The organism is Paenibacillus sp. FSL R5-0887, from assembly GCF_038002305.1.
In the GTDB taxonomy this organism is placed as follows: Bacteria; Bacillota; Bacilli; order Paenibacillales; family Paenibacillaceae; genus Paenibacillus_AQ; species Paenibacillus_AQ odorifer.
On the sequence record NZ_JBBOCE010000002.1, the window covers coordinates 1,359,884 to 1,384,500 of the forward strand.

General features: G+C 44.7%; 21 protein-coding genes and 1 pseudogene. 3 read left to right on the plus strand and 19 right to left on the minus strand.

What is annotated here, in order from left to right:
* Positions 1-164 precede the first annotated feature (164 nt).
* The 6 genes and pseudogenes from MKY14_RS23955 to MKY14_RS23980 form a co-directional block, all read right to left on the minus strand.
* Positions 165-1,865 carry a DNA cytosine methyltransferase gene (locus MKY14_RS23955; RefSeq protein WP_340977519.1) on the minus strand — a complete coding sequence of 567 codons (1,701 nt, stop codon included), beginning with the start codon at positions 1,863-1,865 and terminating at the stop codon, positions 165-167.
* A gap of 891 nt (positions 1,866-2,756) precedes the next feature.
* Positions 2,757-4,151 (minus strand): thioether cross-link-forming SCIFF peptide maturase, encoded by a 1,395-nt coding sequence (scfB, locus tag MKY14_RS23960; protein ID WP_340977521.1) that lies wholly within the window; start codon positions 4,149-4,151, stop codon positions 2,757-2,759.
* Between the two features lie 122 nt (positions 4,152-4,273).
* Positions 4,274-4,423, minus strand: a complete 150-nt coding sequence (gene scfA, locus MKY14_RS23965) for a six-cysteine ranthipeptide SCIFF (protein ID WP_076098734.1) — start codon at positions 4,421-4,423, stop codon at positions 4,274-4,276.
* Positions 4,424-4,813: 390 nt separating this feature from the next.
* Positions 4,814-5,174 (minus strand): annotated as a pseudogene (locus MKY14_RS23970) (SF0329 family protein); the annotation flags it as partial.
* Between the two features lie 67 nt (positions 5,175-5,241).
* Positions 5,242-6,024 carry a response regulator transcription factor gene (locus MKY14_RS23975; RefSeq protein ID WP_340977523.1) on the minus strand — a complete coding sequence of 261 codons (783 nt, stop codon included), beginning with the start codon at positions 6,022-6,024 and terminating at the stop codon, positions 5,242-5,244.
* Positions 5,999-7,585 carry a histidine kinase gene (locus tag MKY14_RS23980; RefSeq protein WP_076128489.1) on the minus strand — a complete coding sequence of 529 codons (1,587 nt, stop codon included), beginning with the start codon at positions 7,583-7,585 and terminating at the stop codon, positions 5,999-6,001. Before MKY14_RS23980 ends, MKY14_RS23975 begins: the two co-directional genes overlap by 26 nt.
* A gap of 272 nt (positions 7,586-7,857) precedes the next feature.
* Between MKY14_RS23980 and MKY14_RS23985 the strand changes: the two genes are divergently transcribed.
* Positions 7,858-9,648, plus strand: coding sequence for a flavocytochrome c (locus tag MKY14_RS23985; RefSeq protein ID WP_340977524.1), 1,791 nt, complete (start codon positions 7,858-7,860; stop codon positions 9,646-9,648).
* A gap of 833 nt (positions 9,649-10,481) precedes the next feature.
* Here the strand turns inward: MKY14_RS23985 and rlmD are convergent.
* From rlmD to MKY14_RS24005, 4 genes are all read right to left on the minus strand, one after another.
* Positions 10,482-12,047 (minus strand): 23S rRNA (uracil(1939)-C(5))-methyltransferase RlmD, encoded by a 1,566-nt coding sequence (gene rlmD / locus MKY14_RS23990; protein ID WP_340977525.1) that lies wholly within the window; start codon positions 12,045-12,047, stop codon positions 10,482-10,484.
* Between the two features lie 65 nt (positions 12,048-12,112).
* Entirely contained in the window at positions 12,113-13,003 is an 891-nt protein-coding gene (locus MKY14_RS23995) for a diacylglycerol kinase (protein ID WP_036680719.1), read from the minus strand.
* A gap of 231 nt (positions 13,004-13,234) precedes the next feature.
* Entirely contained in the window at positions 13,235-14,005 is a 771-nt protein-coding gene (locus tag MKY14_RS24000) for a sirohydrochlorin chelatase (protein WP_340977526.1), read from the minus strand.
* Positions 14,006-14,008: 3 nt separating this feature from the next.
* Positions 14,009-14,299 (minus strand): YerC/YecD family TrpR-related protein, encoded by a 291-nt coding sequence (locus tag MKY14_RS24005; protein WP_019913624.1) that lies wholly within the window; start codon positions 14,297-14,299, stop codon positions 14,009-14,011.
* A gap of 429 nt (positions 14,300-14,728) precedes the next feature.
* Between MKY14_RS24005 and MKY14_RS24010 the strand changes: the two genes are divergently transcribed.
* Entirely contained in the window at positions 14,729-15,289 is a 561-nt protein-coding gene (locus tag MKY14_RS24010; RefSeq protein ID WP_038568686.1) for a hypothetical protein, read from the plus strand.
* A gap of 82 nt (positions 15,290-15,371) precedes the next feature.
* On the opposite strand, the gene corA is transcribed toward MKY14_RS24010, so the two are convergent.
* On the minus strand, positions 15,372-16,331 hold the full coding sequence (gene corA, locus MKY14_RS24015) for a magnesium/cobalt transporter CorA (protein WP_076136897.1): 960 nt from the start codon (positions 16,329-16,331) through the stop codon (positions 15,372-15,374).
* A gap of 503 nt (positions 16,332-16,834) precedes the next feature.
* On the opposite strand from corA, the gene MKY14_RS24020 reads away from it, so the two are divergent.
* On the plus strand, positions 16,835-17,104 hold the full coding sequence (locus MKY14_RS24020) for a hypothetical protein (RefSeq protein ID WP_340977528.1): 270 nt from the start codon (positions 16,835-16,837) through the stop codon (positions 17,102-17,104).
* Between the two features lie 463 nt (positions 17,105-17,567).
* Here MKY14_RS24020 and MKY14_RS24025 read toward each other — a convergent pair whose 3' ends face one another.
* The 8 genes from MKY14_RS24025 to MKY14_RS24060 form a co-directional block, all read right to left on the minus strand.
* On the minus strand, positions 17,568-17,885 hold the full coding sequence (locus MKY14_RS24025) for a hypothetical protein (RefSeq protein WP_340977529.1): 318 nt from the start codon (positions 17,883-17,885) through the stop codon (positions 17,568-17,570).
* 131 nt (positions 17,886-18,016) lie between these two features.
* A complete protein-coding gene (locus MKY14_RS24030; RefSeq protein WP_036686873.1) occupies positions 18,017-19,009 on the minus strand; it encodes an inorganic phosphate transporter in 993 nt (330 codons plus the stop codon).
* 13 nt (positions 19,010-19,022) lie between these two features.
* On the minus strand, positions 19,023-19,640 hold the full coding sequence (locus MKY14_RS24035; RefSeq protein WP_036686871.1) for a DUF47 domain-containing protein: 618 nt from the start codon (positions 19,638-19,640) through the stop codon (positions 19,023-19,025).
* A gap of 202 nt (positions 19,641-19,842) precedes the next feature.
* Positions 19,843-20,940, minus strand: coding sequence for a DUF3048 domain-containing protein (locus MKY14_RS24040; protein ID WP_076104156.1), 1,098 nt, complete (start codon positions 20,938-20,940; stop codon positions 19,843-19,845).
* A 204-nt stretch (positions 20,941-21,144) separates the two neighbouring features.
* On the minus strand, positions 21,145-21,921 hold the full coding sequence (locus tag MKY14_RS24045; protein WP_038568677.1) for a DODA-type extradiol aromatic ring-opening family dioxygenase: 777 nt from the start codon (positions 21,919-21,921) through the stop codon (positions 21,145-21,147).
* A gap of 85 nt (positions 21,922-22,006) precedes the next feature.
* Entirely contained in the window at positions 22,007-22,837 is an 831-nt protein-coding gene (locus MKY14_RS24050) for an alpha/beta hydrolase family protein (RefSeq protein ID WP_076195105.1), read from the minus strand.
* A gap of 348 nt (positions 22,838-23,185) precedes the next feature.
* Positions 23,186-23,443 (minus strand): hypothetical protein, encoded by a 258-nt coding sequence (locus MKY14_RS24055; RefSeq protein WP_340977530.1) that lies wholly within the window; start codon positions 23,441-23,443, stop codon positions 23,186-23,188.
* A gap of 959 nt (positions 23,444-24,402) precedes the next feature.
* Positions 24,403-24,603 (minus strand): hypothetical protein, encoded by a 201-nt coding sequence (locus MKY14_RS24060; protein ID WP_036680885.1) that lies wholly within the window; start codon positions 24,601-24,603, stop codon positions 24,403-24,405.
* Positions 24,604-24,617 lie beyond the last annotated feature (14 nt).

Sequence of the window (24,617 nt, forward strand, 5' to 3'; positions counted from 1 at the left end):
CTACTTTGTTAGATTGAGAAAATTGTTGAAATTTGTAGCGAACCTTCCCAATCTATTATATACTGCATTATTCGACACAAGGGATCTATAACCTTCAAAAAGAATAATTATCCATTTCTAACAACAAAAAAGTCTCCAACTCAAAATGAGCAGAGACTAATAACTTAAAATATTGTAACTGATTCATGTGACATTATTACATCTTCCAATTTTTCTCTCACAGGCTTCCCTAGATAATTCACTACTTGTTCAGCCACCGCCCTGCCTAAAATTGGAGGTACAGCATTACCAATCTGCTGATATTGTGAATCTTTAGTACCTTCAAATACAAAGTCATCAGGGAATGTTTGAAGCCGCGCAGCCTCTCTAATACTTATTGCTCTATTTTTAAGGGGATGAATCCACATAGACTTTCTAACATTTAATACAGTTCCTGATGGAGTATTATAATTAAGCCTCAAATAAACAGTATTTTGAGTTCTCCTGGGATCTGAATAAGTTTGTTTATAAGACTCATCAAGATGATGAAAGTTTTGACCTGGTTCTAAAACTTTAAATCTCTCTAATGCAGTTGATCTTGTTTCTGTCATAACATGATTCTCAATTTCTTCAATATTTCCACAAAGATATTGAGCTAGAGGATTTTTATATTTAGACGATGACTTTACAATAGGCCGATCATCAACCATTGTTTTAAAGGGTTCAATGTTTTCAAGATCCTCAATAGCATGTTTTACAGTATAAAACTGACCAGGGTCATTAAAAATAGGTTTTGGTAATTCTACAGTTTTGTCCTCCATAAATTCTTTCTTTACCCCAATAATAATGAGACGTTCTCGAAGCTGAGGGGCACCAAAATGTGCAGCGTTTAAGATATGCTCCTCATTAATGGTATATCCAAGGCTATTAAATTTTGAAGTTAGGTAATCTAAAACTCCGTAAGTCTTCACTTGTATATATACATTCTTTTGATCATGTACAATGTCACTTATTTCAATATTATTTGCTGTGATTTCATTCATTCTCATTAAAATCTTTTGAACCTCTATAACTTCATTCAAGTTTTTGAAAAGAAAATCTTTTGATGCATCACTATGATCTTTTATTTGTAAAAGATCTCCAAGTATCATCCACTGTTTTTGATAACTCTCACTCCAATAGACCTCATGTTGTTCCATCCAAGTAGGATAGTAATTCTTTAATTTCCCCTCAGCTTTTGCAAGGTATAAATGAGCCTCTTTCTCTTTTCTACCAATATGACTTATTTTAGAAAATAAATTTTTATCATTTATTGTATATGAGGAAAGTCTTTCATAATGGAAGGAATTCTTAAGAAAACGAATCAAATCCTCTGTTAGTTTAGTTGTTTTTCCCAACAATATTTTTTCTGGCAAAAGTTTTATTTCTAGCTCTTCTACAACTTCTTGGTGATCTTTAGACGAATAAAAGAATTTATGTTTGGAAGATTTCATCGCTTTGACATTTTCCATTACAAAAGCATTTGGTTCTAATTCCTGAATTGCTCTTACATATTCTTTGACCAGCTGATTATTAGTGGAGATAAGCTCAGTCTTTTGCCTGTTAGCATTAGAAAACCCCTGACACGGTGGCCCCCCAAAAACAAGATCTATTTTCTGATACTCATTTATAATCTGCTCCTTAAAGTCCAATCTTCTAATATCATCATAATATTTAATATTATGACAAGAATTTTTTTTCTCATGGTTTCTTTTATAGGTTTTTTGAGCAAATTTATTATTTTCTACAGCAGCTGCAATTTCTACCTGACCAGTTTGCAAAAATCCTAAACTTAATCCCCCAGCACCGGAAAATAAATCGACCGCTAAAAGCTTTTTATTACACATTATTTAATCGCCCCTTGCTCACGAACATTCGTTCCTTATATTAGCAGCTTAACACCTCTTGATAATATTTACAAGTACTAAGACACAAATTATTAGATTACAACATCTCAATAGAACATGCTATAGAAAAATAATTACCAGAACTTTTTTTGGTATAAATTTAATTATTATCAGAATCATTTTTTTATATAATCATTGATTGCGTTACTTAATTTCAGTAGTACGTTTCTAATATTATTAACCAATATATTAATTTACACTTGGATCAATTATATTAATATATCATTATTTATCACAAGAATACATTCATATATTTAAGATTGCCCGCTACCTTACAGGTCTACTACGTTAATTCTTTACTCTTTCAGATTTGCTCTGATATAGAGGTATTTTATGATAATGGCTCAGTAGCATACAAAAGAAAAGCACCTATATTAAGTCTCAAGTATTCTTATACAAACCTATTAATCTTATCCAAAATAGTTAGCTCTCTTGAATGTCACTATTTGTTTCTATCTTCAACATATCCACCGACTCCACATGTGTCGGAATACTCAGTGTGAACAAATCTTATAAGATGTCCCCTTCTAATGTAAAGAAGGGCTTAGAATAATTGCAGTCTAGCTCTTTTCCCCCTCCTTAATTACAGAGTTTTATGTATTCTCTATCTGAGAATCTTATCCTACCTAAATCCCCTATAATCTCGCTACTCTCAGTCAAATCAATAAAATTATCTTTACTTTTCCAAGATCCGGTCCCAAACCGCATACGATAATTGCCGCGAACTCTTTTAGAGTAATATCTGCTTTCAGTTAATAAAAAAACCGAGAAAGAGCACTCCATTTAAAAGTGTCTATTTCTCGGTTACAGTTTATCAAGCCGTTACGTTAATTAGTTAGGTTGCTCTTCCATCGCTCTAATAGATTCATCCACCTTTACCATCATGGAACATTCGACTCTTTTGCGGAAGACGTCACAGCTGAAGTCATAGGTTCCGACCAGGGAACCCGTCGCGTGCAGTGCATTGGCAGGACAACCGCCGCTGCAGTAGAGCTTCGCCCAGCAGTCCTTGCATTCCGGCTTCGAGTAGCAGTTGCTCTCTTGGAATTGACATTGCAGCTCAGACTTTGTGATACCATCCCAGAGGTTTCCCATGCTGTACTCTTCATCCCCTACGAACTGGTGGCAAGGAAAAAGCTCTCCCCAGGGGGTGACAGCAAGATATTCCGTCCCTGAACCACAGCCAGTAATTCTCTTCTGGATGCAAGGTCCTTCCGAAAGGTCAAGCATGTAGTGATAAAAGGTAAACCCCTTGCCTTGTTCACCGCGACCGATCATTTCCTTCGCGAGAATTTCGTACTGGTTGTATATCTCCGGCAGGTCCTCCTCGGTAAGTGCATAGGGCTCCCTTGGATCACAGATGACCGGTTCCATTGAGATTTTGTCAAAACCAAGATCTGCGATATGAAATATATCATTGGTGAAATCAACATTGTTACGGGTATAGGTTCCTCGTACATAGTACTCTTGGTCTCCGCGCTTACGAACGAATTCCTGGAACTTCGGAAGAATATGATCATAGCTGCCTTTTCCGTTAACCGTTTGGCGAAGTCGGTCATGAACCTCTTTTCTTCCATCCAGGCTTAATACGACATTGTACATTTCCTGATTTAAAAACTCGGTGACCTCATCGTTCAGCAGCATCCCGTTCGTCGTGAAGGTGAAGCGGAACTTCTTTTTGTATTCTTGTTCTTTGCTTCTTGCATAAGCTACGATCTGTTTAACTACTTTCCAGGCCAAAAGCGGTTCCCCGCCGAAAAAGTCGATGTCCAGGTTGCGATGATGACCCGAATTTTCAAGCAGGTAATCGATAGCTTTTTGTCCAACCTCATAGCTCATGATTGCTCGATCTCCGTTGTATTTCCCTTGGCTAGCGAAGCAATAGTCACATGATAGATTACAGGTATGCGCAACATTGAGGCAGAGTGCCTTAACATAAGTTTTCCGTTTTTTTAAATCAAGCGAGAGGTTCTCATACTCATCTTTTGTAAAAAGCTGACCATCATTTATAAGCTCCTCGATATCCACGATGGTTTCTCGAATGTCACTCTCAGAAATGCTGGAATCATGCTTATATTTCTCTAACATCATTGTCACGATTTGGTCGACAGAAGTTTTCTCATAATCCGCTATAATTTCATATGCTAGGTCATCAACAACATGCACCGAGCCACTATAGGTATCGAGCACGATATTGTATCCGTTTAGTTTATATTGATGAATCATACTTACTAATCAAGCTCCTTTTGCACACAAGTAGAAACGGCTTTGCCATCCTTTAGAGGAAGCATTCATTTCTTAAAAATAGCCGCCCATCAGCAGAGCAATGGGCGGTAAAATTCCGAATCCTATCTGTTCATTGCATTTTCACACTTCTGGTTTGCAACGCCGCAGGAAGTTTTACAAGCGGACTGGCAAGAGGTCTGGCATGCGCCGCATCCGCCGTGTTTTGCGGTATCCATCAGTTTGCGGGTGCTTAGGGTTACGATTCTTTTCACGATAAATAACTCCTTCTGTAATTTCTTGTGATCACTTTCACTTAATTTCCATGGAACATCGTAGCAACCTCACGTAAGTACGTCTATGATTCCCGTCACCCAGCAGAGTAGAGAGGGCTTAAACATAAGTATCAACGTTAATTTTCGTGCAGTCGTTCATGCTTGTGATCATAGGATTCGGTAGCGGTAACCAGAGTCAGTGCAATACTAAAAAAGTGAAACAAAAAAGAGACGGCAATGATGCCATCTCTTTAACAACATTTTTTCTCATACTTGTCCGTAAAGTCCAATAAATATAAGGATTTCATAGCACTGTATCCTTCCTTACCAGTAGAGCGACACTCTCCACATGCGTGGGTGGACAATGTGAACAAACTTATATGAGGAGCCCTAAGACACTTCCAGACAGTTTATCTGCTCTTGACGCCTTAGTTCATAAAAATATTGCACAATTGGATGCTTTAACTCATCTTCTCGCTCATGTTTAAAATCCGCTTTTTCCCAACTCGTCGGTCCAATAAGGCTAGAATATTCAATAAGATATCGTCGCTTTCTAAGCTCTCCTCTATGGAAATAGATAAATACTTAGTAGCTATAACAATAAAGTTCGATTTACTTAATAATGCCTGAGCTGACAAAAGTTCCTTTGCAAGTTCTGATATTTTTCTGCTTCTTGCAATGACTATTAGCCGATCCTCCGGGATGATCCCTTACTAACTTTTCTAACCGCTTCAATTTCTTCATGGTTGTTAAGAATTTGAAAATCTGAACCGAGCATAGCATCTATGGCGTGCTGCAGAGGGACGAGAATGGCCCTCCTATCCATAACCGAACGGATGCTTTTTGTACTCTAAGGGGCTTGAGCCGACTCTATTTTTGAACACACGACTAAAATAGTACTGGCTCTTATACCCTACCTTCACGGCCAGATCCCCGATTTTGATATTCGGCATTACGTCATCCAGAATCTCCTTCGCCTTCGATATCCGAAGCTCAGTGACATAGTCAAGGAATGAAGCACCGATTTCTTGCTTCATACGCTTGCTAAGATAGGTTTGGTTGATATGAAATAGTGCTGCTACTCGAGTAATAGACAGCTCCGGATCCTGATAATGACTGTCAATATACTCGGTCACTTTTTGGATAAGCACTGTTCCATCCCCTGTATACCCGGGAAGCTCCCGCTTCTTATCCACCCTGCCTTCATGTGAATGCAAAGGATATTTTACCTGAAGATGCTCATCGATCCGATGAAGCAGCTTGTTCAGATCACTCTTCGGCACAGGTTTCAATACATAATCGAATGCTTGCAGTTGCACGGCTTGACGCGCATATTCAAAGTTATCGTACCCGCTGATGATGACAACCAGAACCGACGGGCAGCGTTCGCGCAATATATTCATCAGATCGAGCCCATTCATATTCGGCATGTTGATGTCCACAAGACATACATGTGGTAGGGCTTCCTCCACCATATTCAATGCTTCGTTTGCACTTTTCGCTTCTCCTGCAACCTCAAAAAGATACGGACTCTCCTCAATGTATTGTCGCAAGCCTTTGCGAATGATCGTTTCATCATCGACGATGACAATCTTCCACATCTTCATTCCACTCCCCGTCCAAAGGTATTCGAATGACCATAACGGTAATGCCATCTTCGCTCTTCACTGCAAGGCCATATGGCACTCCGTAAGCTAGTCGAATGCGATGGTTTACACTGTATAGCCCAAAGCCTGTGGCAGAACGATCATATGTATCATCAAGAAGGGCTTGATTTATCTGCTCAAGCTTCTCTTCCGGAATCATAACCCCATTATTTTCAACCTTAATGACCAAATAATCGGCCTGTTTATATGCTGTAATCGAAATTTTGCACTTTTGATCCCCAAGTGGCTTAATCCCGTGATAAATCGCATTTTCCACCAAAGGCTGCAGTATGAAGCGAACAACTTGGCACTGAGCAAGCTTTTCATCATATCGAAGCTCGTAGTCCAGAATCTCCTCATATCGCACACCTTGAATATGAAGATAACTCTCGACATGGTACAACTCCTGATCAAGCAGAATGTAGGGACTGCCTGTGCCAAGCCCTAATCGGAAATACGCGCTAAGCGCTTCCACCATCTCCACCACATTGTCTGCTCCATGTTCCGTTGCCATCCACTGGATCGTATCCAATGTGTTGTATAAAAAGTGCGGCTTGATCTGCTCATGAATCAGTCTGAGTTCCATCTCCTTTCGGTCCTGCTCCACAGCGTATAATTGAACAAGCATGTCATTGAAGCTTCGTCCAAGATCGCCGATCTCATCCGAGCGCGTAACATCTGCTCGTATGGTTTGGTTGCCGTTCTGCACATTTTCCATTACCTGGCGAAGCGACTGAATTGGACGAATAATGGAAGAAGCAAGCAGCACCAGAAAGACGATAAACGCACTACCGATAAGAACGCCTACCAGCAATGCAGTCCGCTGGGTTTTGATCACCGCTAACGATAGACTTGAATTCGGTACTTTGAGTACTAACTTCCAGCCTTCCACATTTTGAATTGGAGCCTCAAATACACTCATGTTCTTCTTATCTGCTGTATCCTCCGCTCCATCTTCTTCACCCAGCTCTCTGCAATCGACGATAAGCTGGCCTGACTGGTCATATAGCATTACATCTTGAGCAATCTCCCTCATCTTCTTGACGGAGACGGCTGCGGCAATATAAGCTACCTCATCATTCACCGATGGATTCACGCGATAAAGAATGACGACGATTTCGGCTGCATTCGCTTTGGATACGATCGGATTGCTTACCACATAATTGGAATCTGAATTCAGCAGTTTTCGATAGTAGGGTCGGTTTAGTATCGAAAAAGGCTTGTCCCTTGCTGACCAGGAATTTCCGTGAATATCCACCACGCGTATGGATTCGTACTCTACTTTCTTCTTCGCCTCGAACTTATCGAACTCTTGCAGCAATTCATCTCGTGTCCACTGATGGTCCGAAGCTAGAGAAGCAAGCATGTCTATCTCTCCAATGCGCTGATTAAACCAATAATCAATCTGGTCGCTGCGTGCAGTAACCACTTGCTGCGTTAAGTTCTTATTCAAAGGGACAACCGTATGGTTCATCTCCAAATATATTGTTACAAGCAATGCAACGAACAGCAGCAAGAAGCAGCCTCCTGCGATTAACGTAATTTTTAAGTGAATTGATTTCATTGTAATCATAGCCCTTCACAATATCCGTTTCTTACATGCCCGAAAAAGACAAAAAAACACTAATCTGTGCAAATACATAATGCTGTACTAAATCTATAATAGGTCTTGTGCATATTTTCACATGAAATAACATTCATGTCTAGGCTAGAGATAAAGGATTTGCCTAGCAAATCTTCCTCTCCCTAGTGTATGTAACCAATTCACAACAGAATGAAGGAGATATTATGCGAACTCACACGAAAAAGCTGTTATCTATTCTACTAGTCCTCAGTCTTATGTTCACGCTTGCTGCTTGCGGCAGTAAAGATGCAGAACCCGCTGCAGATGCAAACGGAGTTCAAGTCTTTGAAGGAGTTGGGCAAGGTAAACATGGCGATATTAAAGTACAAGTCTCCTTATTAGATAACAAGATCACTGACATTAAAGTGACAGAGCATAAGGAAAATGAAGTACTTGCAGAACCTGTTTATACGCAGCTCAAGCAAGATGTCATGGCAACTAACAGCGCAAAAGTTGATGCCATTAGCGGATCTACAGTTACAAGCAAAGGATATCTCGAAGCCATTCAAGATGCAATTACGAAGTCTGGACTTACCCTTGTCGCTGGCGCTGCAGTCAGTGGAAGCAAAGACAAAGAAGAAGTCGAGCAAACCTATGATGTTGTCGTCATCGGTGCCGGGGGTGCTGGCTTTAGTGCGGCTATCGAAGCGAAGAGCGCTGGAGCTAATGTAGTTCTGCTCGAGAAAATGCCAGCTGTTGGCGGCAACACATTGATTTCCGGTGGTGAGATGAATGCGCCTGACAACTGGGTTGAACGTGCTCTTGGCATCACAGATGACACGGCTGACTTGTTCTATAATGATACGATGAAAGGCGGAGACAACCTCGGGGATCCAAAGATGGTTCGTATTCTTGCCGACAATGCTCTAGCATCTGCCGAATGGCTGCGCGATGATATCAAGGTAGAGTTCTTACCTGATCATCTGTTCCAATTTGGTGGCCATTCCAGAAAACGTGCGTTGATTCCTGTAGGTCATACAGGTGTTGAATTGATTACTAAGTTAAAAGCCAAAACAGACGCTGATCAAATCACGATCAAAACGAATATGAAAGCCGAAACCTTGCTGAAGGACGAAAGCGGCAAAGTAACAGGTGTAACTGCGACTTCGGGTACTGGCGACAAGATCACATTCCATGCGAACAAAGGCGTCATCATCGCTACCGGTGGTTTTGGATCCAATGTAGAGATGCGTAAGAAGTATAACCCTACAATGGATGAAAAATATATGACTACCGATACACCAGGATCTACAGGTGACGGTATCGTTATGGCAGAAACGATTGGCGCCAAACTGACAAACATGGAGAGTATTCAAACGTATCCAATCTGTAATCCTGAGACAGGTGTTATTTCCCTGGTTGCAGACTCCCGCTTCGATGGTGCGATCCTGATTAACCAAGAAGGCAAGCGCTTCGTTGAGGAATTAGAACGTCGTGACGTTATTTCTAAAGCAATTCTTGCCCAAACGGGTGGATATACGTATCAATTATGGAATCAAGGCATTGAGGATATTGGTAAAACGATCGAAGTTCATCAAGACGAATACGATCAACTCGTTAAACAAGGCTTGCTCTTTAAAGCCGATACGATTGAAGAGGCGGCTGATTTCTTTAAAATTGACGTGAACACTTTGAAAGAAACGATTAATAAAGTAAATGATTATGCGAAAACAGGTAAAGACCTTGATTTCAAACATCGCGGTGGATTGAAATCTCTTGAAAAAGGCCCTTACTACATCGAAAAAGCTGTACCCTCCGTTCACCATACAATGGGCGGCTTGGTGATCGACGAGAAGACTCGCGTATTGAATGAAAAAGGCGAAGTCATCCCTGGGTTGTTCGCTGCAGGTGAAGTAACAGGGGTCATTCATGGTACAAACCGTCTTGGCGGTAATGCCATCGCTGATATCTTCACATTCGGCCGGATTGCAGGCAAACAAGTTGTAGCAGAGTAATCTTATTTTTTGTGTAGCTACTCTATTAATAAGTTAGCCTTAAAAACGTGCAAGATAGTTCGTAAAGTGCAGGTTGACTCTAACTTTCAAGCTGCCCTCTATGACATAGCAAACCGCCCTGTTCGCAACATTGCGAACAGGGCGGTTTGCTATGTATTCGTGTCATCAGCATGAAAAAAATAAGCACTGTGATCAAAAGTGTGACCACGAAGATCTTCACGATTTTTTTATAGCGGAGCCTAGGGGCTACGCTCGTCTAACTCGCTGCTCTTTTATCGTTCCAAAAAAGGAATATTATTCCACTCTGTTTTTGCTTTCATTGCATTTCTCTCCTTTAACTGAATGTGAAAAAGCGCAGGAACTTGTCCCTGCGCCATGCTTCCGCAATTTGCGGAAACAAAAAGAGCCCCATATGGTACCCTCGAAGGTTCCATATGGGGCTGACTTTTTGCAGGATCATTAATAAATGAGAAAGAGCCCTCACGGATAATAGGCATAGACCTACTTCGTAAGAGCTTTATTATGCAGATATGTGGTTGGCGAACGCTTCTAATTAATGGCCAGATATAATGGAAAAGCATATAGCCAACCAATGAATCCAATATATAATCGGATATTAATATTCAGGGAAATCCCTGATAAAATTTAATTCCCCGTGCTCGTCCACAAAAAATAGACGTTCTATGTTACTCGCCAAAATTTTTACAAATATATTTTATGATATTATCCTCTGCTCGGCGTTTCGTAATACTTCAGTGTCCGAAGTTTCCGGGCGAATATGACTGGTCATTGCATACTCTTGCTGCAGCTGCGCTCTCGACTTCGCCTTGTTTTCATTTACATTCTTCTGTTACATCCCTCACCAACAAAGCCACCGACTCCACATGCACCGTATGCGGGAACATGTCCACCGGAGTTACCTCCACTGTCTTGTACCCTCCATCTTCGAGCACCCGCAAGTCTCTTGCCAGTGTCGATGGATTACAAGACACATACACCACGCGTTCCGGCTTCATCGCCAAAATCGTCTCTAACAACCGCGGATCGCAGCCCTTACGCGGTGGATCGACAACGATAACATCTGCCGTAATCCCCTGCTCTTTCCAGTTAGGGATTACATCCTCAGAGGCACCAACCTCGAACACTACATTCTTCATCTCATTTAACTTCGCATTCGCCCGGGCATCCTCAATAGCTTCCGGTACAATCTCGACACCGTATACCTTAGCCGCATGCTGCGCCAGGAAGAGGGAGATCGTACCGATGCCGCAATAGGCATCGATAACCGTTTCGTTGCCAGTCAGTCCGGCATATTCAACGGTTTTACCGTACAGCACCTCAGTCTGTGCCGGGTTCACTTGATAGAACGAACGCGCTGAGATAGCGAACTGTACATCGCCGATGTAATCATAGATAACGTCTCTGCCCCACAGGACGCGGGTTTCGCCACCGAAGATGACATTCGTACGCTGAGTGTTGACGTTCTGGCAGATGCTGACTACATCCGGCAGCTGTTCGCGGATGCTGCCGAGCCAGGCGTCCAGGTGTGGGATGTCGCGGCCGTTGGTTACGAGGACAACCATCATTTCACCGGTACGGAAAGCTTTCTTCACGACGACATGGCGCAGCAGGCCGCGACCGGTTTCTTCACTATAAGCAGAGATGCCAAGTTCTCTGCCGATGTCTTTCACCTTGCGCACAACGTCATCATTATCCTCATGCTGGATCAAGCAGGTTTCCATATCGATGATGCGGTGACTTCCCCGTGCATAGAAGCCTCCTACAAGACCGCCTTCGGTTACACCAATTGGTACCTGAGCCTTGTTGCGGTAACGCCAAGGTTCGTCCATGCCGAGTGTAGGGCGAACAAGAATGCCATCTGTCTGAGCTACTCCAGCGCCATCAGTCGTACCATCCACGATGCCACCATCGTTAGCACTATCTATCTGACTCTCAACAGCTTCATTCTCTTTGCTCTTTCCGCTATCCCCGCCACCACTCACCCGAAGCTTCCCAATCCGCTCCAGGTTGTCCACCACCAGCTGCCGTTTCCACGCCAGCTGAGCAGTGTAGTCCATATGCTGCAGTTGGCAGCCGCCGCATTGGTCATAGATCTCGCAAGGCGCCGCGATGCGGGCGCTGCTCGCTTCTACTATATTCAGCAGTTTGGCGTAGCCATACTGCTTTTTGGTCTTGAGCACCCTTGCCCGGACTTTCTCTCCGGGAAGGGCTCCCTGCACAAAAAGGGTAAAGCCTTCTACGCGGCCTACCCCTTCACCTTCATGGGTCATGCCGATAATATCGAGCATAACCTCATCATTTTTATTCACAGGCAGTCCGGCGACAGGCGCCTTGCCGGCTGGGCGGCTGGTGCTGCGTCCACTGCGGTGTTTACTCATTATTTATAGTTCACTTCTTTCATTATCATCGCTGTATAATCCCACACTCTTACTTTCAATCAACCCTAATTATTCTGAGCAAAAATCCGCAGATGCTGCGGTAAAATCCGAAAACGACCCGGCAGCTCTCCGCCAAGTTCTCCATCCAAGTTCAATTGGACATGCCCTGGAGAGATTACATCCATTGCATCCGTACGGAAATACACAACCTTTTTATCCTGCAAATGCTCGCCACGAAGGGCCAATCTAACCAAACGGACAAACTCTGCCAGGTTGCATTTTTTAACCGCAATAACATCTAACAGACCGTCATCGATTCGAGCGCCGGGAGCAAGCTTTTCAAAGCCGCCAACAGAATTCGTATTTGCAATCAGGAACAGCATGAACTCATCATGAATAACCTCCTGCCCATTGGCACGAATGATTAGTTCCTGAGGAGATAGGCTGACCATTTTTTCAATACCTTTTAAATAGTACGCAAGCTGCCCTATCATGGTCTTCAGCTTACTTGGAACTTCATAGGTCAGTTCGGTTAGACTGCCACCGCCTGCTATATTAATGAAATAACGATCATTGGCTTTACCGATATCAATCGGACGCGACTCTTGACGAAGGATCAAATCAACGGAATCTTCCCAATTCTTCGGGATCCCCATCGCACGTGCAAAATCATTGGTAGTCCCAAGTGGCAATACGCCAAGCGGGGGGAGATTAGGTTTCTCCGCCATACCATTGATAACCTCATTTAAAGTGCCATCCCCACCGGCTGCTATGATTAGATCATAACCGCGCTCTACTGCATCCGCAGCAGCTAACATAGCATCGCCTTCTCCGGTCGTTGCATGGCAGGAGGCTTCAATGCCACCCGTATCCAGCCGGTCCAAAATGTCGGCGAGCCGCTTCTTCATTTCTTCCCGTCCAGAAGTGGGATTATAAATCAATCTCGCAGTTTTCATTACCGGAACGCCACCTGTTTTTTTATAATAGAATAACCTAATTGATTATACCTAATTCGGACCACTACAATCAATGTCAGAGGACATTTATCGTAAATATTCCATTATACAACAATTCACGACACCTTATTAGGCAAAAACAACTATATATATGTCTATGCAGCAAATCCCGTATTATCCACGGAAATGGGCACTATTTTTCATGATTAAGTGGGCTAAAAAGGAAGCTTTTTAACTCTTTTTTCGAATCTGTTCGAGGAGTGTCTCTACCTGTCTCTCAATCCAATGCGGAAGAAGCGGGTGCGGCAAAAGCGTCTGGCCAGAATACTTATAGGTTAACCCTTTAAGTCTGTTCGGAACCACATGTTTAGTGAAATAACCTTCACTCAAAAAAAGCGGCGCCACCAAAACCTCGTGACCCTGCTCCTGCCAATACTCCACTTTACTTCTTACACTGTCCGGATTCAGCAGACCGTAATCGGCAGCTGCTACGCCGCTCACCTCACGTACACGTCCTGCCAGTGAAGAGATGCCCTGCTGCCAACGCTGGCGGAAGCCATCATAGATGCTGCCGTGACCTACCAACAGAATCGTCTCACGTTCAGGTTCCGTAGACAGCTTACGGAGCTTGTCCCAGATCATCACAGCGATGTCCGGGTCATCGTCGACAGGATAACCATAGTGAACCTTAGCCTTCACGTGGAACGGCTCTAAGTCGGTCTCACGTTCAGGCTCAGGTTTAGCCCCTAGTGCATATTCTATTTCATCGACATGTGTGCTTCCCGAGGAAACGAACAATGGGATCACAATTATATCTGTGACCCCTGCATGTTCCAGTTCATTTATTCCATCTTGAATCAGACGGCCCTCTACCAGCTCTAAAAAAGAGACCACCACTGGCATCTCTTCATCTAGCGATAATTCGCTTACGGCCTCTTCCACAATCGACACCCAAACCTCGTCGCGGGAGCCGTGACTGATAATAAGTACGCCCGGTACCATAAATTAGCGTCCCAAACGTTCCAGCGTTAATTTATAACCATCATTTCCGTAGTTCAGGCAACGTTTTACACGGGAAATAGTAGCTGTACTTGCTCCTGTCTCTGCTTCGATCTGATTGTAGGTCGAGCCTTTGCCGAGCATACGTGCTACTTCCAGTCGTTGCGACAGCGATTGAATCTCGTTCACGGTGCACAAATCATCAAAGAAAACATAACATTCTTCCATATTCTTTAATGTTAAAATGGCTTCAAATAATTGGTCTATACTTTTGTCATTTAACTTCTTAAGTTGCATCAATTTTTCATCCCCTAAAAGTTCTATCAGCATTAGTTTCTCTGATTAAGCTCCGTACAAAACTAGCTCCGGAAACATCAACCTAATGTCACTATCCTGCCTTTACTATATTGCACTGGAGCGCATTTTTCAAGCATTAACGATTTCACGCTGTAAAGAACGAAAATGATGGACAAACGTCCACCCCACGCGCACACCATTTATGTACCCCAATACAAGTATTTTTCTCTATATAAGAATTATCGCCTACACTATAGTACTACAAAAGCGCCGAAAATCAAGCTCGTACACGGTTTCTTCACTACTTTAACCTGTTTATAGGCATACGCCCTTTTCCGCTCCTATCCCTATTACCCGGGCATTCGTCTATACCGTATGTTCGCCCATGACATACAGTATAGCAGACCACTAACAAAGGAATGTGATATTATGCCTGATCATTACTATAATCATTCCCGCCGGAATCAGCGTTCACTGAGCGATTCGTATAATGCCTCTGCCTACCCCGGCCTCAGTTCATATGCGCCCTCAGCTCTCCCAGGTGAGACCGGAATCCTTCCTGCTTTAGGAGCAGAAGCTGCCACCGAAACTGCGCTAGCGCTCCCTGCAGCCGAAGCTGCAACAAAGGCAAGCGGCGGGCTTGCCGGACTGCTCAGCGGCTTAGGCGGCGGTGGCGGAATTGGTGGGAATATGGAGCAAATCAAAGGTATCATCGATCGTATGGGCGGCATTGACGGGATCGTAAACTCTATGGGTAAAGTACAAAAGGTGATGTCCGGCTTCCAGCAGATGGCTCCAATGGTTAAGCTGTTCATGGGTAGCTTCGGTAAAAACAAAGGCGCAGCAGGCGCACTAGCCGCCGAAGAGGATGCTGCCCTGTACAGTCCTAATCGCCGCAAAAAAAAGCGCTCCACCTCACCCCGTCGCAAATCTACTACAACTACTCGCCGGCGCTCTACTTCTTCCACCGGAAAACGTCGCCGCAAATAGCGGTGACGTTTTCTAGCTATGTATCAGAAAAACAGCAATTCTCGCAGGAAAGAGATTTGCTGTTAGCGCTTCTGCTCTATTTTTACTTAAACCAGCCACTCCGTCGAAACCATCGGAACATCCCAAAACCAACTACCAGCATAAACAGCAACACACCAAAATAACCATACTTCCACTCTAGTTCAGGCATCTTCACAAAGTTCATCCCGTAGATCCCGGCGATAAGCGTCAGCGGCATGAATACGGTGGTGATTACCGTTAGTGTTTTCATAATCGAATTCATCCGGTTGGAATTGAGTGAAATATAGCTGTCACGCAAATCCGCTGTCATTTCCCGATCAGCCTCAATCATATCGGAGAGTTTTAGCAGATGGTCATAAATGTCGCCAAAATAAATCCGTTCCTCGCCGTTGCTCTGGACATGCTGTGAATTCACGATCCGGTACATCAAATCGCGCATTGGCACAATCGTCCGCCGCATTTTGAGGAGTCTTCCGCGCACGCCAAACACCTGGCTCATCAATTCCTCCACCGACTCACTGCTACCGCTGCTCTCCAGATCCGCAAGCTCGTCCTCTAAACTGTAGAGACATGGAAAATATTTATCCACCAACTTGTCCATTACCGTATATGCAGCTGCCATCGGCCCACCCGACCAACCTTTTCGACTATGTATTTCGCTCTTCACCTGTTCCCACGCTTCATTCATCTCTGCTTTTTCCTGATGGTGATAGGAGACAAGAAAGTTCGCGCTTAAAAATAGGTCAACCTCCTCAGCATCCAACGTCCGCTCATTCAGCGCATGCAGCACAAAAAACTGCACATTCTCATAATGATCCAGCTTCGGCCGCTGCAATACATGCATACAGTCCTCTATCGCCAAGGGGTGAAAATGAAAATATTGATCCAGCAAAAGCGTTTCTTCTGGCGTAGGCGTAGCAAAATCTGCCCATATCCAAGCATAATCCTCCAGCCGGATATTTTGCAGAGGGATCTCTGTCAGCACCTCACCTTTATGTGTGACAACAAGTGTACGTATCATAAATGTTCCTCCGCTTCATCTTCTTCCACGCCTCTATTGTACAGCAAGAAGACAAGTCTTCCAAAAAGCAAAAAACATAACCAGCAGCACCGCTCAAGCTAGACTAAGAAACATTTGGTGCTTCGTCGTTCGTTAATGCTCGATTCATTTGTGTAAGGTTGGTTGTGCGGGGGGCGAGCTATCCTTATTCTCCGCTGTCGGTATCGGGTTTATGAGTGAGATGAATTCATAGCTGTGAATTACTATCGCTATTTTTACTAATTAGTTGGTGAAAAAGTGCTCATTAGGGATGGTAAACAACCCTTCGATCGTAAGCAAGCTGAACTTGAATTCGCAAAAGGTTGAGTCCATCTCCTCGCGTTCATTTAACGTAAGTAACATATGTTTTACTTTGGGCTGGTAGTGATTTGTGGGATTGGGATGCAATTCTTGCATCTTACCTGTAAAGTTCCGGGCAGAAAGGATAATGGAAATAAGGCGATATTCTTCGACGGCAGAAAAGCATGGAGAAAGGTAAGGGTTGGGTTGGGTTGGGTTGGGTTGGGTTGGGTTGGGTTGGGTTGGGTTGGGTTGGGTTGGGTTGGGTTGGGTTGGGTTGGGTTGGGTTGGGTTGGGTTGGGTTGGGTTGGGTTGGACTAGTTACTTTGCGCAAGATTGGACTGTGTTGCGGTGGATTCCGTTGGAATGTGTTACGTCGGACTGGGCTGAGTTATTTTGTGCCAGGTTACGTTACGATGGACTGGATTAAGGTGCGCTGGATTCCGTTGAAATGAGGTAAGTTGGACTGGGCTGAGTTATTTTGGGCTAGGTTACTTTGTGCAGGGCTGGACTTCGGTGCGCTGGATTCTGCTGAAATAAGGTAACTTGGACTGGGCTTAGTTAATTTGGGCTAGGTTACTTTGTGCAGGGCTGGACTTCGGTGCGCTGGATTCTGCTGAAATGAGGTAAGTTGGACTGGGCTGATTTAAATTGTGCTAGGTTACGTTACGATGAACTGGATTTAGGCGCGCTGGGTTCCCTTGAAATGTGTTAAGTTGGGCTGGTCCAACCTCATACAAGTCAGGTTCCATCATTCTAAGGCATTTATGCCTTTCTTTTTGCTTCTTCGACGCTATTCCACTAATTCTAAGGCATTTATGCCTTTATTTCTGCTTCTTCGACGCTAGTTCACCCATTCTAAGGCATTTATGCCTTTATTTCTGCTTCTTCGACGAAGTGTCCCTAATTCTAGGGCATTTATGCTCTTCTTTTTGTCACCACCCCGAATTTGGTAAATTCAGCGGGATTTATACCGTACATTCCCCCTCCGACGCCAAACTTCGTCATTTCTACGGGATATATACCGTACGTTCCCCCTCCAACGCCAAACTCCGTCATTTCTACGGGATTTATACCGTACATTCCCCCTCCAACGCCAAACTTCGTCATTTCTACGGGATATATACCGCACAATCCCCATCCATAGCCAAACTTCGTCATTTCTACGGGATTTGTACCGTACATTCCCCCTCCAACGCCAAACTCCGTCATTTCTACGGGATTTATACCGTACATTCCCCCTCCAGCGCCAAACTTCGTCATTTCTACGGGATTTATACCGTATATTCTTCATTATCCTCATGTCCAAACAACAAAAAAAGATGTCCGCAGCCCAATGGCTAACTGACATCTTTATTAAAGGGTGTTTAAAAAATGATTTTGAAAATCAGACCTGCTAATACCGCACTGATTGGAATCGTGATGAACCAAGTGACCACAATACGTCCGGCTACTCCCCATTTCACTGCAGAGAAACGTTTGGCAGAGCCTACCCCAAGGATCGCTGATGTGATCGCATGCGTTGAGCTTACTGGCAAATGCAGCAGCGTTGCTGAGAAAATAACAGATGCCGCGGAAATATCAGCCGCGAAACCGTTAATAGGTTCGATTTTGAAAATCTTCGTACCCATAGTCTTAATAATCTTCCAACCACCGATGGAGGTACCGAGCGCCATAGCCGTAGCTGCAGCTATCTTAACCCACAAAGGGATAACATCCATAGTTTCTTGACGTCCTGAGGTAACGAGTGCAAAAGTAATGATCCCCATCGCTTTTTGCGCATCATTCGTACCATGTGTGAACGACTGTAACGCTGCCGTAAGGACCTGCATAGAGCGGAAGCCCTTGTTGACCGTATGTGGACTACGCTTAGCAAAGATCCATTTCAGGATGGTCATGATAATATAACCAATAACAAACGCAATGATTGGGGAGAAAATCAGTCCTTCGACAATTTCCACAAACCCGCCCCAATTGATGTGTGCTGAGCCTGCCCCCACGTATACTGCACCCGCTAAAGCGCCGATCAGTGCATGAGACGATGAGGATGGAATTCCGAGCCACCAAGTAATCAAATTCCAAATAATCGAAGCAATCAGCGTGGCTATTATGATATCCAACCCATTTTCAAGCAAGGTCGGGTCGGTGATACTTCCGCCGATTTTTTTGGCCACACCTGTAAACATCAAGGCCCCAACAAAGTTCATCAGTGCTGCCATAATAATTGCTGTTCGCGGTTTTAAGGCACGTGTTGAGACAGAGGTAGCAATTGCGTTGGCCGTATCATGGAATCCATTGATAAAGTCAAACGCAAGCGCGAGAAATATAACAATTCCAAGAATCCATATAGATGTTTCCATATTCTAGTACCCCTTATGAGTTGCGCATGATGATCGATTCCAACATGTTGGCTACATCTTCACATTTGTCTGTAGTGGTCTCGAGCCGCTCATACAGTTCCTTGCGTTTAATCAGCTCAATCGGGTCTTTTACAGTTTCGAACAGGACCTTAGTACAAATACGCAGCACTTCGTCCCCTTGATTCTCAAGGTCATTCAGACGGATTGTATATTCACGGATCGCCAACAATTTCTTCTGGGAGAGCAAATGAACCGCTTTTTGGATTTCATAAGCACACTGGCGAAGAATTTCGGCGAATTGCACAATGTATTCATCCGGGTCAAGAAGGTTGTACATATAGAAACGTGAGGCGGATGCCTCCAGACCATCGATGACATCATCCATGCTTGTGATCAAGTCCATAATGTCGTCACGTTCAAGCGGCGTAATAAACGTCTTGTTCAATTCTTTGATGACGGTGTGCGTGTAAGTATCACATTGGGATTCGTACTTTTTCATCTCTGCAGCGAAATTATCGACATTATTCCGGAGATCAGTGATATTCTGAGCAAAATAATCTGCAGCTTGGACAATAGTATCGGCCATATTTTCCAGCGTCTCAAAGAATATGTCCTTTTTTCTCAACTTCATTGTTTTAAACCCCTTTACATAAAATTACCGTGAATACAGAGCCACTCATATGTAAAAAGCATGAAAATGAATGACAACCCTTGTTATCTTATCATATCCGTACAAGGTATAGAAGCTATAGAAATGAACTTTTTTACACTCTATTAACACATACCCATTATTCCGAACACAAATCTGTATAACACTGGATATTCCGACTTTCTTATGTTGTACCATCCGCCCCGCCATATACCACATGGCTGCTAAATGAAGGCGCATTAGGGACCACCAAAATATGGGTAATTCCTGGATACATCAGCTCTTCTTTTCCATCCCTCACAAAGCGGATCACATCCCCTGGTTCACGCGACCATCTGCCCTTGGTGACCTGTCCCCGCTGAAAAAGCAACGCTTCCCCGCCAAGCTCCACATCAATCTGAAGTCTTCCGACATCATCAAGCACTTTGTGATCGGCTCCTATAACCATCACATTGGCCGCTTCCACCGGATTATCGTTATTTAGATCCAAATGAGGTTTGTCATTCACATAACGCTGATAGGTCTGACGTTTAGGATCATATTTATAGTCAACTTTATAACTTTTGAGCAGATAGTTTATGCTAAATTCAGCGGCTTTCTCTCCGTCCGCCGGTATGTAATCTGGATTGTTAAAAAGATACCCGGGTACCTTCACACTTTGCGCAAACCCAAGCTTCTCGGCACCTTCCCGCAGTTTGGCTGCGTTGCTGTACAGGTTATGTGGTGCTTTTCGCGCTTTATCCCGCCAAAAATAAGCTCCGGCACGGCCGATCTCGTCCATATCTTCTTTTTTCTCTTTTTGCAAAATGGCATAAGCCGCCGGACTCCCTCCGGCATGCACCGTCACACCACCGTAGCTCTCGCCAATATCCAGCAGATAGGGGCGGATGCTGCGAATCGGTCCGATTTTCACCACACCTGTATGGCTCTGAAAAATACCAATCAAACGTGTGATGCCACCTTCGGCAAGAATCTCATACAAAATATCTGCTTCACTAACCCCCGATTGCGGCCGGGCGGCAGGAGCATTATTTATCATTACGGCCAAGGGACGTGGAAGACTGTCTTCAGAAACTGGAAGACCTGTTAATCCGGATACGAGCTCAGCAGCGGGATCAATGGTAGGTGAGGGTTGAATCGTTTCGATAGGCGTGGGCTCTGCGGTAGGCTGCTGTGTCGGGGTGATCTCATTATTTGCACTCTGTGTTCCGCAAGCGGAGAGCAATAGGGTGGTCAATACAATGGCAGATAACAGACGGGAAGAAGAGCAATTTACTTTCATAAGCTTGTAGTTCCTCCTAAACGTTTTATGAAACTCACTGATTCCTTCCATTTAATCACAGTCAGTCCCATTTGTCTTGATCACCTTCTCCCTTTTTTCATAGCGAGCATAAGGAAATTTTATATCATGGAATAGATAAATTCTTATATTAAAAAAAGGGTACAGCCATTGGGGCTGCACCCTGCGGGTCTCTTATTCATTCAGTTAGTCTAGCTTCCAGCAATTAAGACTTAATGTCCCATACTGATAAGCCTGAAAAATCCGCTCTGCCTTCCTGCTGCCATCCGCTGTTCCCATCGCGTAAAAGAGAGGTGCAAAATGCTCTCTTCCATAAGAAGGAACCGCATCGCGTACATGTGGAGCTTTTTTCTCATACGCAAAAAGTGAAGGCAAATCCCAGGCTTCTAGTCCCTTGGCAATCCAGGCATCGAATTCAAGTGCCCAATCCTCAGGCTGCTCACTTTCACTTAGCATCCGCAAGTTGTGAACAAGTCCACCGCTTCCAATCAGCAGTATGCCTTCGTCACGAAGCGGTGCTAACATCCGCCCGATATTGTACTGCTCCTTGGGAGAGCGCAGGGAATCGACGGATAAAGCAACTACCGGAATGTCGGCGTTCGGGAACATTTTTTTCAGTATCACCCAGACTCCATGATCGAGTCCTCGCCCCAGAACGGGCTGATGTGATAGATTGTTATCCTTGAAGAGCTCAGAAATCCGTCTTGTTAGGGCCGGATCGCCCGGGGCCGGATAGGTCAGCGTGTAAACTTCTTCAGGGAATCCGTAGAAGTCATGCTGTGTCTCGTGCAGTTCATCAACGGTAAGTAGCTGTTCAGGGCTATCCCAATGCGCTGAGAAAACTACTATACCGCGTGGCGCTTCAAGTTCTTGACCAAGCCGCTCCAGAAAACGGGTATACTCGTTATCCTCCAGTGCGAGGAGCGGAGAACCGTGCGCAATAAAAAATGACGGTAATTTCATAGGATGCCAACCTCCATAACCCAGTATATGGTGTGCATCTTTATTTTACCGCTTATTGCAAGTTAATGCGAATAAAAACCTTCTCCTAAATCATCCAATTCTGCCACTCTGTCTGCAGATGCTCTTGTTCGTTCATCCATTCTATAGTCCGCTTAAGCAGCTGCTGCTGCGCCGGTCCAGAAGAAAAGGTGTGATCCCCTTGAAAAATGATCTCTTTATCGCAACGTCCTTCGGGACGTGTCCAGAACAGCTTCTGGTAAAGAAAAGCGTAATCCACCGGAATGACATCATCAGAGGTGCCATGAATGACGAGTACATCTCCGCTAAATTTGCTCGCTTCTTGGAAGGGCTGAAAAGCCGCCAAAGAATTAAAATATACCGGCGTAAACGAGTAGCCCACATAATCGGCTGATCCATTCTTCACAGCACGATCATACGCCTCCCGCCCTACAATTTTCACAATATCATTGAAAGGATAACCAACAGAGGCCCATAACACGAGATTCTTCACGCGGCGATCGCGAATACTTGTCAGCAGCGCCACCGCGCCACCGAGGCTATGGCCAATCAGCGTCACGCGCTGTGGGTCCACATCAGCAGAGCTAATTCCGTAATCAAGCACCGCTCTAGTCTGAGCGATCATCGATTCCATATCTTCGCCGCCATAATTCCCGCTGCTCTCGCCGCAGCCCACATAATCAAAACGAATAACCATATATCCCTCTTGTGCCAGCTCACGAGCAGCCTTCACAAAAATCCGGTCTACGCCAATACGATTCCCCACAAATCCGTGGCAGATCACGGCTAATGGCAGTCTATCCTTGCAACGCGAAGAGGTTCCCTTCTCTTTGTTCGGGTAATGTATGCTCGCCGTCAATTCTTCTCCGTTATGCCGGATTACAATATTCCGTTCCATTGCCGCATCCTCCTATAATTATATTTATAATTTAATTTATTTTAATTTATTAGAATTCCGATTAACTTAGTATGAATTATAATCTAATTATAAAGATTTCGTTCATATTGTCAACAGCAAGGGGACAATTCTTAATAAACGCACGGAGTATTTGGGCATTAGAGTCTGCGCGACAAACAGGGTGTCCCGTAAGATATGAACATGACTCTGGGGCTCCCACGTCGAGTGGATTGAAACCGCCAATCCGGGATTCAGCAGCTCTATCGGATTCAGTAGCTCCTTCGGACTCAGCTGCTCCCTCGAGTTCAGTAGCTTCATCGGACTCAGCGGCTACTTCGGACTCAGAAACTACAGCGGACTCAGTAGCTCCAGCGGACTCAGTAGCTCCTTCGGATTCAGTAGCTCCAGCGGACTCAGTAGCTCCAGCGGACTCAGTAGCTTCATCGGACTCAGCAGTTCCTTCGGACTCAGTAGCTTCATCGGACTCAGTAGCTCCAGCGGACTCAGTAGCTCTAGCGGACTCAGTAGCTCCAGCGGACTCAGTAGCTCCAGCGGACTCAGTAGCTCCAGCGGACTCAGTAGCTCCAGCGGACTCAGTAGCTTCATCGGACTCAGAAGACCCTATTCGCAGATTTAGCACACTTTTTGAATTCTATCGGACCCCATAGTCGCTATCACCCTGTAAAACAGCAAATAAGAGCTACTTTTCGAGCAATAGCGTCACAGGGGTCCGAAACTGTGCTGAAAAGGCGATAATTTGGCTAATAACGTCATCTGAGTCCGAAAGATGGTGGATACTACGACAACCGGGGGTCTGGGAGCTCTGGAGTTCCCGGGGTTCCGGGGTTCCGGGGTTCCGGGGTTCCCGGGGTTCCCGGGGTTCCCGGGGTTCCCGGGGTTCCCGGGGTTTCAGAACCCCACCAAAAAACAACAGAGCAGCGATCCCAGTATCGGAGGATCGCTGCTCTATTGTTTTTTCGAGATGAATGACCAGGGTTGTTAATCAATCGTAGCTGTCGTTAAACATCTCATGGGTTTCATGGGTTTCATGGGTTTCATGGCTGCCTTGCCAATCCTTAAGCAGGCCCTCGGGGGTATCTTCCGCGGAAATCCCGCTGCTGAATCCATCGGATTCAGCAGCTCTATAGGACTCAGAAGACCCTATTCGCAGATTTAGCACACTTTTTGAATTCTATCGGACCCCATAGTCGCTATCACCCTATAAAACAGCAAATAAGAGCTACTTTTCGAGCAATAGCGTCACAGGGGTCCGAAACTGTGCTGAAAAGGCGATAATTTGGCTAATAACGTCATCTGAGTCCGAAAGATCGTGGATACTACGACAACCGGGGGTCTGGGAGCTCTGGAGTTCCCGGGGGTTCCGGGGTTCCGGGGTTCCGGGGTTCCGGGGTTCCGGGGTTCCGGGGTTCCGGGGTTCCGGGGTTCCCGGGGTTCTGGGGTTCCCGGGGTTTCAGAACCCCACCAAAAAACAACAGAGCAGCGATCCCAGTATCGGAGGATCGCTGCTCTGTTGTTTTTTCGAGATGAATGACCAGGGTTGTTAATCAATCGTAGCTGTCGTTAAACATCTCATGGGTTTCATGGCTGCCTTCCCAATCCTTAAGCAAGCCCTCGGGAGCATCTTCTGCGGAATCCCACATGCTGAATCCATCGGAGCCGCCCCAATCCCCCATTGAATTATTGGGCGTAGGCTCGAAACCGTTGCCCATGGATCTTCCCTGTTCTTTCTTATTCTCATGTTCCATAAAGCTCCCAACCT

Bases quoted from the DNA above. Each gene is read 5' to 3' on its own strand.
- MKY14_RS24040 (WP_076104156.1), bottom strand. From the start codon at position 20,940: ATGAAAGTAAATTGCTCTTCTTCCCGTCTGTTATCTGCCATTGTATTG.
- MKY14_RS24020 (WP_340977528.1), top strand. From the start codon at position 16,835: ATGGAGAAAGGTAAGGGTTGGGTTGGGTTGGGTTGGGTTGGGTTGGGT.
- MKY14_RS24010 (WP_038568686.1), top strand. From the start codon at position 14,729: ATGCCTGATCATTACTATAATCATTCCCGCCGGAATCAGCGTTCACTG.
- MKY14_RS23985 (WP_340977524.1), top strand. From the start codon at position 7,858: ATGCGAACTCACACGAAAAAGCTGTTATCTATTCTACTAGTCCTCAGT.
- MKY14_RS24025 (WP_340977529.1), bottom strand. From the start codon at position 17,885: ATGTACGGTATAAATCCCGTAGAAATGACGGAGTTTGGCGTTGGAGGG.
- MKY14_RS24005 (WP_019913624.1), bottom strand. From the start codon at position 14,299: ATGCAACTTAAGAAGTTAAATGACAAAAGTATAGACCAATTATTTGAA.
- MKY14_RS24035 (WP_036686871.1), bottom strand. From the start codon at position 19,640: ATGAAGTTGAGAAAAAAGGACATATTCTTTGAGACGCTGGAAAATATG.
- MKY14_RS23995 (WP_036680719.1), bottom strand. From the start codon at position 13,003: ATGAAAACTGCGAGATTGATTTATAATCCCACTTCTGGACGGGAAGAA.
- MKY14_RS24050 (WP_076195105.1), bottom strand. From the start codon at position 22,837: ATGGAACGGAATATTGTAATCCGGCATAACGGAGAAGAATTGACGGCG.
- MKY14_RS24030 (WP_036686873.1), bottom strand. From the start codon at position 19,009: ATGGAAACATCTATATGGATTCTTGGAATTGTTATATTTCTCGCGCTT.
- scfB (WP_340977521.1), bottom strand. From the start codon at position 4,151: ATGATTCATCAATATAAACTAAACGGATACAATATCGTGCTCGATACC.
- corA (WP_076136897.1), bottom strand. From the start codon at position 16,331: ATGATACGTACACTTGTTGTCACACATAAAGGTGAGGTGCTGACAGAG.
- MKY14_RS24060 (WP_036680885.1), bottom strand. From the start codon at position 24,603: ATGGAACATGAGAATAAGAAAGAACAGGGAAGATCCATGGGCAACGGT.
- MKY14_RS24000 (WP_340977526.1), bottom strand. From the start codon at position 14,005: ATGGTACCGGGCGTACTTATTATCAGTCACGGCTCCCGCGACGAGGTT.
- MKY14_RS23955 (WP_340977519.1), bottom strand. From the start codon at position 1,865: ATGTGTAATAAAAAGCTTTTAGCGGTCGATTTATTTTCCGGTGCTGGG.
- MKY14_RS23975 (WP_340977523.1), bottom strand. From the start codon at position 6,024: ATGTGGAAGATTGTCATCGTCGATGATGAAACGATCATTCGCAAAGGC.
- MKY14_RS24055 (WP_340977530.1), bottom strand. From the start codon at position 23,443: ATGAAGCTACTGAGTCCGCTGGAGCTACTGAGTCCGCTGGAGCTACTG.
- MKY14_RS24045 (WP_038568677.1), bottom strand. From the start codon at position 21,921: ATGAAATTACCGTCATTTTTTATTGCGCACGGTTCTCCGCTCCTCGCA.
- rlmD (WP_340977525.1), bottom strand. From the start codon at position 12,047: ATGAGTAAACACCGCAGTGGACGCAGCACCAGCCGCCCAGCCGGCAAG.